This is a genomic window from Mycoplasma zalophidermidis, from assembly GCF_018913985.1.
Classification (GTDB): Bacteria; Bacillota_I; Bacilli_A; order Mycoplasmatales; family Metamycoplasmataceae; genus Mycoplasmopsis; species Mycoplasmopsis zalophidermidis.
The window spans coordinates 48,017-61,722 of the sequence record NZ_JAHMHK010000003.1; the positions used below are offsets into that span (position 1 = coordinate 48,017).

Genomic DNA, 13,706 nt, shown 5'->3' on the forward strand with positions numbered 1-13,706 from the left:
ATTTAGTAATAAATATTTTATTTTATTACATTATATAATTCTTCCTTTTACCTATTTTATTGGTTTAAATTAAGCGTATTAATAATAAAAAAAGACCTATTTTTGGAGTCTTTTTATAATATTATTTGCGATATCATCAGCGTTTCCGGATGCGTCGAAATCAATCATTTTTCCACTGGTTTCGTAAAAATCTAGTAGTGGTTTTGTTTCGTCATGATAGACTTTTTGTCTAACTTTAATTGCATCAATTGCGTCATCAGAACGAGTAATTAATAAACTTTGACATTTTTCACATCTATCACCAAGTTTCGATGGCATGTATTCAACGTGGTAACCCGTGTTGCATGTAGGACAAAATCTACGTCCTGATAATCTCTTTAGAATTAATTCTTCAGGTGCATATAGTGAAATAACAACATATTCAAAACCTTTGATAGTGTCTAAAAATTGTCCTTGGTGTAAGGTTCTAGGGTAGCCATCAAGAATTACTGTTTTGTTTTCTTTTTGTAGTTGAGTTAATTTATTTTTAACGATTTCATTTGTTATTTCATCAGGAACGTATTTACCTGATTTTACAATTTCAGATACTTTTAAACCTAGTTCACTTTTTTTAGTAATTTCTTCACGAAATATGCTGCCAGTTGATAAGTGAATAAATCCGTATTGTTTTGCGATTACGGAAGCAACTGTTCCTTTTCCCACACCAGGAGGGCCCATAAAGACCATGTTTAATTTTGCGTTTTTGCCGTCTATCATAATAATCCATCTCCGTTTGCTTTAATGTTTTTAGATTTTTTATCAGGAGCGTGTTCACCGTAAGTATTTTCGTAGGCGATTTGGTCACTAATTTTACGTGATAATTGTTTTTGTTTTGCAAGATGTGTTGTTTTTAATCTTGCTTTAAATTGTCCAATGGTTTCTAATGCTACTGATACTAAAATCATAATACTTGTACCGCCGAATGAAATAATCGGGGGTCAATTAATTAGCAGTATTTGAAGATATTGAAATGAAGCTAATAAAACCAAATAAAATGCACTAAATGTCGAAAGTCTTAAAACTGTTGAAAATAAATAATCTTCGGTTTCCTCGCCTGGTTGTATACCAGGTATAAAAGTTGAATTTTTAGCAAAATCTTCACTGATTTTATCAATTTTTGATTGTTGTATTCCCATTAAATAACTGAAGAAAAAGGTAATTACAACTAATAATGATAGTCCAAGTGGAGATGTAAATTTTAAGTATTCTTCTATTCATGCCTTACCTGCATTACCGGTTGGCAAAATACGAGCAATCATAATTGGAAATGAAATTACCATTGTAGAGAAAATAATTGGCATAATACCACCAGGATTTAATTTGATTGGTAATTTTCCCATTTCTTTCACATTGCGCGAACGACCAGCACCTGTTTGTTGAATTGGAATATGACGTTCCGAGTTATAAATTAACCCTACAACGAATAAAGTTAAAGCAAATATAAATAAGTATCCTAAAAAGTTTAGTGCTCCAACAAATAATGATGAAGAAGAGCCAGTACCTACAAAGTAGTTAACAGCTTGTTTAAATTGGTTGGGTAATGCGAAAGCCATACCTGTAAAAATAATCAATGAAGTACCGTTGCCAATACCCTTATCTGTAATTTGTTCGGCAATAAATAATGAAAACAATGAGCCACCGATTAAGATCATGGGCACAATAAAGTATGTTGTGACGTTTAATGAACCCGAACCATATGCAGGAATAATTTCAATAAATGGATTGTCTCCCGAACCTAGGGATTTCGATAGTAATATTGCTTGTGGAAAGGCTATAAATAGAGTCAAGATTCTTGTCATGACATTTAGCTTCCTACGACCATGTGGACCTGATTGACTTAATTTTTGAATGGAAGGGAATAAACGTGTCTGTAACAGTGACATAATTAATGAAGCGTTAATAAACGGACTAATACCGAGCGCAACTAATGAAAAGTTTTTTAGTCCACCACCACCGATTAGGTTTAATGTATTAAAAAACGTATCTTGATTTAGAACATCCTGTGTTTTAATTTTTACAAACGGTGCTCCAATTGTAGTCATAATGACATAAATTGCTAAAAAACTTAGTGTAAATAAAAGTTTTTTTGTTACATCTTTATTCTCTCAAAAGTTTTTTGACCAATGAGACAGTCGATATCAAAGTTTGGAAATGTTATAACCGAGGTTTCCGAAAAATCTTTTCATATAGTCCTTTCGCACTGAATTTATAAATAATATTTATCATTATACTAAATAATAATAATTTTCGTCCATTTTTTGACTTTGTTTTTTTCAATTTAAAAATAGAAAATATAGCTAGCTAAGTTTAAGGAGTTTTAATGCCCGCGAAATAATATTTTGAATATTAAAACCATTCATTTCATAAACTGTTTTAGCATCTGCTGAGGCACCAAAACTATTGGCTAAAACAACATCAAAATCATTGTATTGGGCAAATTTATATCACATACAATCATTTGATGCTTCGATTGCCAGAACTGGATACTTATCAATATCTAATTTCCGGATTATTTCTCTTTCTTCAGTTAGTTCTTGAAGAAGTGGTACTGAAAAAACTCTGACATTTATACCTAAATCACTATTTAATTTTTCAGCAGTCTTGTTTGCCAACATAACTTCAGATCCAGAAGCTAGTAATGTTAAAAAGTGTTTTGATTGACCTTGGAAAGCATTGATTAACCTTACACAATTGGTTGTATTTAATGTATTAATATCACTGTTAAATGATTCTAAATTTTGACGAGATGTTATGATGCTGATTTGATGGTCATTTTGGTTCATGGCGTAATTAAAAGCTCAAGTTATTTCATTTTCATCACAAGGTCTTAAAACTTTCATATTAGGTATTGCTCTTAGCATCGTGAGTTGCTCAATTGGTTGGTGGGAAGGACCGTCAGAACCTATTGCGTAAGAATCGTGAGAGTAAATATTTATTGCTGGTAATTTCATTAACGAAGCCATTCTTAAAGCCCCTTTTGCGTAATCACTAAAAGCTAGAAAGGTAGAAGCAAATGTTTTAAGGTTTGTTGTTAAATTTATACCGTTATTTATAGCGGTCATTGCATGTTCGCGAATTCCATATCTTAAATTATGGCCGCCATGTGTGAAGTCTTTCTTAAATCCTACATTTGTTGAAGAGGTTAAATCTGCAGAACCTCCAATATAACTTCAATAATTTTGTTCAATAAAGTTCAAAATTTGCTTTGTGTATTCGCGTGTTGATAAATTGGATTTTGTGTAATTTATTTTGCTGAAATCGTATTGAATTTTATTCTTCAGTAATTTGTCTAATTCGATTGATAATTTGGGATATTTAGTATTATAGTTTTCAAACATTTTGATTCAATTTTTGTATCTTAGATTTTTGTTATTTCAAAACGATTGTGCATATTCGTAATTTGAAATATTATATTTGAATGGTTCAGTAAAATTAAGTTTCAATTTGTTTTTAATTTCAATTGTTGTTTGCTCATCGAATACACCCGAGTGTCCTTTAACAGTACCTTCATTCGGTGTGTGTTGGGCAATTTTTGTGTGAATTTGAATATATATTGGGCCATTTATTTTTTTGATTTTATTAAATATGTTGTCAATATTTTCAGTATTTGAGTCAATTTTAAAAACATTAAAATTCATGGCTTCAAAATATTTCATTAAATCAGTATTATTAACGATTTTTACTTCTGAATCAAGCTGAATCTTGTTGAAATCATGAATTACAACGAATTTGTTTAATTGTAAAGTACCTGCTAACTGAATAGCTTCGTGAGCAATCCCTTCTTGTAAACAACCATCACCATGAAGAACATATACTGAGTGGTCGAATAGATTAAAATCCGGCTTATTGAACTTATTTGCAAGAAAATCTCTAGCAATTGCCATACCAACACCCATTGCGATACCCTGCCCAAGAGAACCAGTTGATGCATCAATGTATTCAAATGCATCAGTCTCAGGGTGAGCCGTTGTTTTTGAATTTAAATTTCTATAATTTTTCATATCCTCAAGAGTTAATAAACCCATAAAGTGCATGATTGTGTAAATTGACACAGATCCGTGACCTGCCGAAAGTAAAAATTTATCTCTATTTACTCACTTGGGGTTTAGGTTAGTAATGTTTAAATGCTTGGTAAATAGCGTTTCTGTTATTTCGGCTGCACCAAGCGCCATTCCAGAATGCCCTCCTTTTGCTTTGTTAATAGTGTCCAAAGCCAATCCCTGCATTGCTGAAACTAGTAATTTATCCTTATTCATATGACCACCTTTAATATTTATATTTTAGAGTATAAATTTTAGCATTTAATACAATAAACTGGTATTTATTATTAAATATTAATCTGTTAAATCGAAAACCAAAGTTACTCAGATAATAATTTAACTATATTTAGAAATGTCGCAAATAGGATATTAATGTAAGATATTAATTATTAAAAAACTAATATTTTATATATAAGTTTAAATATTATATGGTTGTAGGTTATAATAAACTATTATGATTAAAGTTAAAGATTTAGTATTTAAATACCCTGACGCTAACCGCAATGCAATTGACGGTATTAGTTTTGAAATTCCTGACGGTAAATACGTTGCCATTTTAGGTCATAATGGTTCCGGTAAATCTACATTTTCAAAATTGTTGGTAGCACTTTATAAACCTGCTGGTGGTTCAATTGAAATAAATGGTGTAGTTATTAGTGCACAAACACTTCGCGAAATAAGAAAACAAATAGGAATTATTTTTCAAAATCCAGATAATCAATTTGTTGGTGCTTCTGTTGAAGATGACATTGCATTTGGTTTGGAAAACAAATGCTTAAAACGTGAGGAAATGAAGCCAATTATTGATGAATTAGCTAATAGAGTTGGTATGAAAAATTATTTAACTCGCGAACCGCATCTACTTTCTGGTGGGCAAAAACAAAGAGTTGCGATTGCCTCAGTTTTAGCCTTAGATCCTAATGTGATAATTTTTGACGAAGTTACATCAATGCTGGACCCGGTCGGTAAAAATCAAGTTTTAAATATTATTCGTGAAATTCAGTCAAAAAGAGAAAAAACACTTATTTCAATTACTCACGATATGGACGAAGCTATTATGGCTGACTATTGTTTAGTATTCTCCCAAGGTAAAATAATTGCTCAAGGCGCTCCAAAGGATATATTAAATAATAAAGAAATAGTCGAAACTGCCAAAATTGACTCACCTTTTATTTATAAATTAAGCGACAAAATTAAGGGTGTAGAACCAACATACAATGAATATGAACTATTGGAGCAACTATGCAAATTAAAATAACTAAATTAAGCCACATTTATAGTCGTGGAACAAGAATGGAATTTACAGCTCTTCGAGATATTAACTTTAATTTAAAGCAAGGCGAATTTGTTGGTGTTATTGGTCAAACAGGCTGTGGTAAGTCAACATTTGTTGAACATTTAAATGGTTTACTTTTGCCTTCAAAAGGCGAAATAGAGTGGAATTTTTCTAATTTTAAAAAAGACAAAAAAACTGGACAAATAATACATTTTCAAGACGATTTCAAATTGAGGGCTTCTTGACTTAAACTAGTAAATCATAAGAATGGTCAAAAATCAATCAAATTAATCTCGAAAAACTTAAGAAAAGTTAAAAGAGCAAAAGACATTCGTAGAAGAGTAGCAATCGCATTTCAATTTGCTGAATACCAGCTTTTCGAAGAAACAATTGAAAAAGACATTATGTTTGGCCCTTTGTCATTTGGTGTAGATAAAGAAGAAGCCAAAATGCGAGCTAAAAAATATTTGAATCTTTGCGGACTTGATGATTCTTATCTTCAAAAGTCGCCATTTGGTTTATCAGGCGGTCAAAAACGTAGAGTTGCTTTGGCGGGTATTTTAGCAATTGAACCTGATATTATTGTTGCTGACGAACCAACCGCTGGTTTAGATCCGGTTGGTGTTGAAGAAATTCTATCAATTTTTACCAGATTACATAAAATGGGCAAAACAATAGTCATTGTTACACATGATTTGGATAATGTGTTGGAAGTAACCGAAAGAGTTGTGATGATGAAAAAAGGTACCATTATAAAAGACGGTCCAACTTATGACGTGCTAAAAGATACTGAGTTTTTATTAAAAAATAACATGCAACCACCAAAATTATTAGCTTTTATTTCTAAATTAGAATCACTGGGCTGAAATGTACCAAAAACAAAATCTATTGATGAGTTAGCAAATTTCATCAGTAAAAAAATTAATAAAGGAGGTCAATAATGTCTGCTACATCTCCAGTTGGATCATATGTTTATGATGATACGTTTGTTCATCGTCTTGATCCAAGAATTAAGTTAATTTGTAATATAGTTTACATTGTTTTAACGTTTATATCATTTCATTTTATAACGTTAGCTATTTTATTAGTGCCACTATTAATTGTTTATTTGATAGGTACAAAAAATTTAAAAGGTATATTCTCATTACTAAAAATGCCTTTAATAATTGGCGTAATAATACTATTTGTGAATGTGTATACAATGAAAATTAATGACCAAACCAGAGATATCTATCATGTGTATTTTTTTATAGGAACTTCCCAAACTTTTGCATTCAGTTATGGTGTAGTTGCTCGGACATTATCCTTGATATTTAGGATTTATATTATGATAATGGTTACTACTTTATTTGTGACAACAACTAAGCCAATACTTTTAACGAAAGCACTCGAAGATCTACTGATTCCGTTAAAATTACTATTCATCCCCACACACATTATTGCTATGGTTATTTCTATTGCTTTACGCTTCATCCCAACCTTGATGATTGAAGCCAAAAGAATTATGAAAGCACAGGCTAGCCGCGGTGTTGATTTCGCAAACGGAAAAATTAAAGATAAGGCAAAAGCTTTTACAACATTAATTATTCCTTTGTTTTCTACATCATTCGCTAAAGCTGAAGATCTTTCTAACGCCATGGAAACTAGAGGCTATGATCCTTACGGAAAAAGGACTCGTTACCGTCTACTTATTCCCACATGACGTGATGTGATTGTTTTTATCATTATGGCTGGATTAGTTGTATTGTGTGCGCTTATTAAAAATAATATTTTACAAATCCCAAACTGATATGAATTAACCAGCTTTGCACAATTTTAAAATCGTTTTGGCGATTTTTTATTTGTCCGAAACGATTTTATTGATTATATTAAAAGTATCCTTAAAGTTTTCTAACCACATTGAGTGTCCCGAATTTTTAATTAAATATGATTCAACATTTTTGTTGAGTTTTTTAAAATGTTTTATTGTTAATTTAACCGGCATTATCCCGTCTTGGGTACCATTAATTAGGTAAATTGGGTAATCAGCAACTGAAATTGCTCGGTCTATTTTAGCAAAATATTTTTCGTTGTTCAGTGTTAATCCAAAAGGATATAGAACATTAAATGTTTCTTGTTTATTATTAAAATAATATTTGACAGAATTCATAAATTTGTTATTTTTGAGAAAATTTTCTGGTTTTGCAAATATTATTTGAGCTAAGTTTTTATATTGATTTATATTGCGAGGATAAAAATATTCAAATTTATCTTCATAAACTAATTGCGTTCTATTCATCGGTGCTAACAAAATAACTCTATCAACGAGATGTGGAATTTTTTCAGCGCATAAAAGCGCCAAAGCGCCGCCCATTGAGTGTCCTAGTAAGGTAATATTATTCAGTTTCAGTCTCTGAATAAATTCTAATATGATATTACGAAAAACTTTAAAATCCATTCACTCAGGCTCATAATCGCTTTCTCCATGAGCGGGTAAATTTAAGGCGTAAATGTTAAATTTATCATTCAAATTTTCATATATGGATTTCATATGTTTAAAATTGGAAGCGAATCCATGAAGAATTAATAAATTTTGTTCACAATTGTTGTTTTTGGTTAAACATTCAAGCAAACTGCTGCCGTCATATTCGAATCATTTACTCATTTTCACCCCATAAAATTAATAAATAGTTGTACTATTTAAATTATATATATAAATTTGCTATATTATTACTATATAAATTAGGCGGAGATAATTATGAAAAGAAGAATACAAGAATTAACAACATTAATTAATAAGTGAAATCAAGAATATTTTATTGATAATAACCCTAGTGTTTCTGATTTGGAATATGATAAAGCATTGAAGGAATTGGAACAACTAGAACTGCAATATCCTGAATTAAAACATCCTCAATCTCCAACTAACCACGTTGGTAGCGGGATGAATATTTATAATTCTAAATTCACCAAGGTTACCCATAAACAACCTATGTTGTCTCTTTCTAAAGCCTATAATTATGATGAGATAATTAAATATATAAACAACATCGAAAAAAATGTACCATTTGAATATATCAATTTTAGTGTTGAACCTAAAATTGATGGTTTATCTATTTCATTGCATTATAAAAATGGTTATCTAGTTCAAGCTTTAACTAGAGGGAATGGTATTGAAGGGGAAGATGTTACAGAAAATATAATGCAAATTAAATCAATTCCACATATTATTAATTATAAAAAAGATTTAGAGGTTCGCGGTGAAGTGTTTCTACCGAAAACTAAATTTGTTGAATTGAATAGCAAAATGAGTATTTTGGGAGAAAAAACATTCGCGAATCCTCGCAACGCAGCCAGCGGCACATTGCGACAATTGGATTCTGATATAGTTGCTCAAAGAGGACTACAATCATTTTTATATGAACTTGTACAACCTGAATTGCACGGAGTAAATACTCAACAAGAAGCATTAGAATTTATGAACGGTTTAAACATCCCTACTAATCCATTATCCAAGGTTGTTGAAACAGAAGAATTAGAAGAAGAAATAGAGCAATTTGCTGAAATCAAAAACAAATTAGATTATGATGCGGATGGACTTGTAATAAAACTTAATAATTTAAAATACTGAGTGAAACTTGGTAAAACTGCAAAATTCCCGAAACATTCCATAGCGTTCAAATATGAAGTTGAAAGTGCTACCAGCATTATTACAAATATAGTGGGTACCGTTGGCAGAACTGGAAAAATTACATATGTTGCTAATTTAGAACCAGTGGTATTGAATCAAACTACTGTCCAAAATGCCACGATGCACAATTATAATTTTATACAAGACATGAATGTAGATATCGGCGATGAAGTTACTATTGTAAAAGCTGGAGAAATAATTCCTAAAGTAATTGATATTGTTTCTAAAAATTCATTAAATGTATTTCCTAAAATTTTGAATTGTCCATCGTGTAATTCAATGTTGGTTGAACATGATGATATAGTAGATCAATTTTGCCCTAATGAGGAATGTCCGGATGTAAATATCAATAAAATTTATCATTTTTCTGCTCGCGAAAGCTTGAATATCAAAGGGTTAGGTTTATCCACCGTTAAAGATTTTTATAAAAACGGAATCATTAAATGTATTGAAGATATTTTCAAATTAGAAACCAAAGTAGATCAAATTTTAGAATTACCGCGCTACGGCTCAACAAAAGTCAATAACTTACTGAACAGTATTCAAAAAAGTCTTAATAGTGATTTTGATAAGGTTTTGTTCGCGCTTGGGATAAAACATGTTGGAGCTAGAGCAGCAAAACTAATTTCGAATAAATACAATAACTTCTCAGAATTAATTGATGATAAAGAACTTTTGGGATTGACATATGTTGAAAATATTGGTCCAAAAATCATCGAATCAATTATCGAATACCTTAAAAGTGGAAAAAATGTGGAACTTTTAAGGTATTTAGACTCGGTATTTAATTACAAAAAACAATCAAAAATAATATCAACTAAGCTAAGTAATTTAACATTTGTTATTACTGGCAAATTATCAGAAAATAGAGATTTTTACAGTAAAATCATAGAAAACAATGGTGGAAACGTTTCTTCGAGCGTTTCGTCGAAGACTTCATATTTATTGTGCGGTGATGATGCGGGTAGCAAAAAAGATAAGGCAATTCAACTCGGTATTACTATTTTAAATGAACAAGATTTCAATAATCTATTAAAATAATCAGTATATTTGATAAATCAATTAAGGAGAACTAATGAATAAAATTGTTATCGCGAATTGAAAAATGAATAAAACATTTAACGAGAGTGCTCAATGATTAACAGAATTCAATAGAAAGTATAAGAAAAGATGTCGTGATAGTCGTTATCGGGATGCTACTTTAGCTAACGAATTTGGCATTGCTATGCCACCTATTAATTTGGCAGCGCATGTAGGATTTAATAAGGTAAAACAATTAATGTTAGTTGCTCAAGATGTTTCAGCATTTCCTTGCGGTCCATATACGGGAGATGTTTCAGCTGAAATGTTGAGTGAATTCGATATTAAATATGTAATTGTTGGTCACTCTGAAAGAAGAAGATATCATTATGAAACATGTGAGGATGTTAACGCTAAAGCTCGTGCCGCTCTTGAATATGGAATTACACCGCTAATTTGTTTCGGTGAAACCTTAGAAGAATTTGAAAAAGGATTATCTAAAGAAGTTGTTAAGAAAAAAATTGAGGATTCTTCAAGGGGTTTGGATTTTAGTAAAGTAATAATTTCTTACGAACCGATTTGGGCTATGGGAACCGGAAAATGCGCTACACCTGAATTTGTTCACGATATGGCAGTATTTATTCGTTCAATTACTTCGCCAGATGCTAAGATAATATATGGTGGATCGGTAAATGCTGAAAATATAATCGGTCTATCTAAAATTCATGATATTAATGGATTTTTAATTGGGAATGCCACCCTTGATTTAGACACCTTCCTTGAAGTTATAGCGGTTGAATAATACTCTAAATCACTTTGGTGATTTTTTGTTCGCCATTTATTTTCGGTGTCATTCGTAAATTCTGTAAATTATTTTTTATGGTAATAATAACATAGAAAATACAATTATTACTATATTAATGCTAAGTATTTTATATAATAAAATTATTAAAAATTAGGAGTGAAAATGAAAAAAACTATTAGAGATGTTGAACTAAAAAATAAAAATGTTGTTGTTAGAGTTGACTTTAATGTTCCTATTAAAAATGGGATTATTCAATCAAACGAAAGAATTGTTGCGGCATTAGAAACAATCAATTACGCAATTAAATCGAATGCAAAGGTGATTTTACTATCACACTTAAGCAGAATTAAAACTGAAGATGATAAACTTAAAAAATCTTTATTTCCAATTGCACAAGAATTATCTAAACTATTAAATAAGAAAGTTTTCTTTGTGCCTGAAACTAGAGGTGAATTACTTAAAAAAGCCGTTCAAAAACTTGAACCTGGACAAGTTATGCTTGTCGAAAACACGCGCTTTGAAGACTTAAACGATAAAGCTGAAAGTAAAAATAATCCTGAATTAGGACAAGAATGAGCGGCTATTGCTGATGTATTTATTAACGATGCTTTTGCCACAGCACACCGTTCACATGCATCAAATGTTGGTATTTCAACACGTGTTCCGGTTTCGGCAGTTGGATTACTAGTTGAGAAGGAACTTAATGCTTTTGATACAGCATTTGCCGGTGATACACACCCATTCGTTGCTGTTGTTGGTGGTGCAAAAGTTAAGGATAAGATTTCATATTTAACTAAATTAACCCAAAAAGCTGACAAAGTTTTAATTGGCGGTGCTATGGCTTACACATTCTTAAAAGCTAAAGGTTTCGAAATTGCCAATTCATTAGTAGAAGATGATCAAATTGATTTTGCTCGTGATTTAATGGCAAATTGCAGATGTGAATTTATTCTTCCGTTAGATAATGCTATGGTAACTTCTTTTGAAGAAGGCAAAGTAAGTTATTCTAAAAATCAAAATGTAACCAAAGGTCACATGGGTATTGACATTGGTCCAAAAACTATCAAAGAATATGAGAAACATTTAGCAAACGCTAAATTAGTATATTGAAACGGACCATTAGGTGTGTTTGAATTACCATTTGGTGAAGCAGGGACTTCTGCAATCGCTAATGCAATGGTAAATTCAAATGCTTACACCATTATCGGCGGTGGTGACACAATTTCAGCTAGTGAAAAATTTGGATTTAAAGACAAAATTAATCATGTTTCAACCGGTGGTGGAGCTAGTCAACAATACTTATTAGATCATGAATTACCAGCGATAAACGCAATTCAAGATTTATAATTATTTAACACGGTTAAACCGTGTTTTTTACTTAAATTTAATCTTTTTGTAAAACGTGTATTTTGGTTTTATCGCTGATGTGAAAGAGAAAGCTAAATAAAATTGAAACGAAAATTTGAGTTGAAGATATTATCTAATAATGGCTTGTTTATATGTTATTATTTAATATATATATTTAATTCCTATAGGAGAACCGATGTTAAAAGTTATTGAACACCCTTTAATTTCAATCAAATTAACCAACATGAGAGATAAGAATGCAGACCACTCAGTGTTTAGACAAAATTTAAATGAAATAGCTTCGTTAATGGTTTATGAAGTGTTAAGAGATTATGAAACCAAACCTAAAAAAATTACAACCTCTTCAAATAAGGAATTCTCAGGCCAGACTTATGATAAAGATGTTGTTTTTGTTCCTATTTTAAGAGCTGGACTTGGAATGATAGAAGGTTTATTACAACTAGTACCAAAAGCTCGAGTTGGACACATTGGAATGTATAGAGATCATTTAACTTTACAACCAAGTACGTATTTTTATAAAATGCCTGAAATAGATAAAGACAGTTATGTCTTTGTTGTAGATCCAATGTTAGCTACTGGTGGTTCAGCAGTTGATGCTATCAATAAACTTCACAGTGATGGTTTTACGAACGTGAATTTAATTTGTTTAGTTGGGTGTCAAGAAGGAGTCGATAAAGTAATTAGCGCTTTTGGTTCTGATTTCAATATTTATTTAGCAGCATTGGACCCAATATTAAATAGAGAAAAATACATCGAGCCTGGTTTGGGCGATGCGGGAGATAGAATATTTGGAACTAAATAATGTATTGAAATAACCGAGTTACAATCAAAATCACATTAGCAGCATTGATGCTTGCGTTAGCTATTGTTTGTGATTTGATTGGACAATTTATGCCTTTTAACGGGTTTCTAAAATTTAATTTATCACTAATTTTTACACTCGCATCTTTTAGATTTATTGGAATATGGTGAGGAATATTAGTATTATTAATAATGATGTTTATAGGCCCTTCATACTCTACTTTTGGTTACGATGTTCTTGGTTTATTAGGCCACGGAATGCTAATCTTATCTCAAGCAATATTTATTTTGTTTTACTTAATTTTTTATAATTATTCGACAAAATTACTTAAAAATAAAAAAGCTTTTAAAGCGGAATTAATAGCGAATTTAGCCAGCCTATCATTAGCAAATGTTTGTGCTACGATAGTATTAATAATTATTAATATTTTTATCGTGACTCCGCTATATTTCTATCTTTTTAAGGTAATTAAAATTCCTACTTTTACAGTAATGATGAATTCATACAATACGGTTAAAGGATTATTTTTTTACATACCTAATTACTTATTAGCTGGCGTTATTGTTTATGGAACATTCAACTTAGCTAATTTCGCAATAAATTCAATATTATTAACATCAATATTAAATTTCAATTTGAAACTCAGTTTTACAAAATATTTACAAAATAACAATAAAAAAAATTAA

12 protein-coding genes are annotated in these 13,706 nt (G+C 30.7%); 8 read left to right on the forward strand and 4 right to left on the reverse strand.

What is annotated here, in order from left to right:
• Nucleotides 1-96: 96 nt before the first annotated feature.
• The 3 genes from KQ878_RS02380 to KQ878_RS04400 all read right to left on the reverse strand — a co-directional run bounded on the left by KQ878_RS02380 (nt 97) and on the right by KQ878_RS04400 (nt 4,295).
• On the reverse strand, nt 97-756 hold the full coding sequence (locus KQ878_RS02380) for an adenylate kinase family protein (protein WP_246526083.1): 660 nt from the start codon (nt 754-756) through the stop codon (nt 97-99).
• Complete coding sequence (gene secY, locus KQ878_RS02385; protein ID WP_216567865.1) at nt 750-2,225, reverse strand: preprotein translocase subunit SecY; 1,476 nt, start codon at nt 2,223-2,225, stop codon at nt 750-752. The genes KQ878_RS02380 and secY overlap by 7 nt, the downstream gene beginning before the upstream one ends.
• Before the next feature lie 111 nt (nt 2,226-2,336).
• Nucleotides 2,337-4,295, reverse strand: a complete 1,959-nt coding sequence (locus KQ878_RS04400; RefSeq protein ID WP_216505461.1) for a thiamine pyrophosphate-binding protein — start codon at nt 4,293-4,295, stop codon at nt 2,337-2,339.
• A gap of 238 nt (nt 4,296-4,533) precedes the next feature.
• Between KQ878_RS04400 and KQ878_RS02395 the strand changes: the two genes are divergently transcribed.
• The 3 genes from KQ878_RS02395 to KQ878_RS02405 are packed head-to-tail and all read left to right on the forward strand — an operon-like array spanning nt 4,534 to nt 7,174.
• A complete protein-coding gene (locus tag KQ878_RS02395) occupies nt 4,534-5,337 on the forward strand; it encodes an energy-coupling factor transporter ATPase (protein WP_216505460.1) in 804 nt (267 codons plus the stop codon).
• Nucleotides 5,322-6,296 carry an energy-coupling factor transporter ATPase gene (locus tag KQ878_RS02400; RefSeq protein ID WP_216505459.1) on the forward strand — a complete coding sequence of 325 codons (975 nt, stop codon included), beginning with the start codon at nt 5,322-5,324 and terminating at the stop codon, nt 6,294-6,296. The genes KQ878_RS02395 and KQ878_RS02400 overlap by 16 nt, the downstream gene beginning before the upstream one ends.
• Nucleotides 6,296-7,174, forward strand: a complete 879-nt coding sequence (locus tag KQ878_RS02405; protein WP_216505458.1) for an energy-coupling factor transporter transmembrane component T family protein — start codon at nt 6,296-6,298, stop codon at nt 7,172-7,174. Before KQ878_RS02400 ends, KQ878_RS02405 begins: the two co-directional genes overlap by 1 nt.
• An 18-nt stretch (nt 7,175-7,192) precedes the next feature.
• On the opposite strand, the gene KQ878_RS02410 is transcribed toward KQ878_RS02405, so the two are convergent.
• The gene (locus KQ878_RS02410) at nt 7,193-7,999 is read right to left on the reverse strand and encodes an alpha/beta fold hydrolase (protein WP_216567866.1); all 807 of its coding nucleotides are present in this window, start codon (nt 7,997-7,999) and stop codon (nt 7,193-7,195) included.
• A gap of 93 nt (nt 8,000-8,092) precedes the next feature.
• Between KQ878_RS02410 and ligA the strand changes: the two genes are divergently transcribed.
• The 5 genes from ligA to KQ878_RS02435 all read left to right on the forward strand — a co-directional run bounded on the left by ligA (nt 8,093) and on the right by KQ878_RS02435 (nt 13,706).
• The gene (gene ligA, locus KQ878_RS02415; protein ID WP_216505456.1) at nt 8,093-10,066 is read left to right on the forward strand and encodes an NAD-dependent DNA ligase LigA; all 1,974 of its coding nucleotides are present in this window, start codon (nt 8,093-8,095) and stop codon (nt 10,064-10,066) included.
• A gap of 34 nt (nt 10,067-10,100) precedes the next feature.
• On the forward strand, nt 10,101-10,847 hold the full coding sequence (gene tpiA, locus KQ878_RS02420) for a triose-phosphate isomerase (RefSeq protein ID WP_216505455.1): 747 nt from the start codon (nt 10,101-10,103) through the stop codon (nt 10,845-10,847).
• 165 nt (nt 10,848-11,012) lie between these two features.
• Complete coding sequence (locus tag KQ878_RS02425) at nt 11,013-12,197, forward strand: phosphoglycerate kinase (protein ID WP_216505454.1); 1,185 nt, start codon at nt 11,013-11,015, stop codon at nt 12,195-12,197.
• A 196-nt stretch (nt 12,198-12,393) separates the two neighbouring features.
• Nucleotides 12,394-13,020 carry a uracil phosphoribosyltransferase gene (gene upp / locus KQ878_RS02430; RefSeq protein ID WP_216505453.1) on the forward strand — a complete coding sequence of 209 codons (627 nt, stop codon included), beginning with the start codon at nt 12,394-12,396 and terminating at the stop codon, nt 13,018-13,020.
• Nucleotides 13,020-13,706 carry an MPN527 family putative ECF transporter permease subunit gene (locus KQ878_RS02435; RefSeq protein WP_216505452.1) on the forward strand — a complete coding sequence of 229 codons (687 nt, stop codon included), beginning with the start codon at nt 13,020-13,022 and terminating at the stop codon, nt 13,704-13,706. Before upp ends, KQ878_RS02435 begins: the two co-directional genes overlap by 1 nt.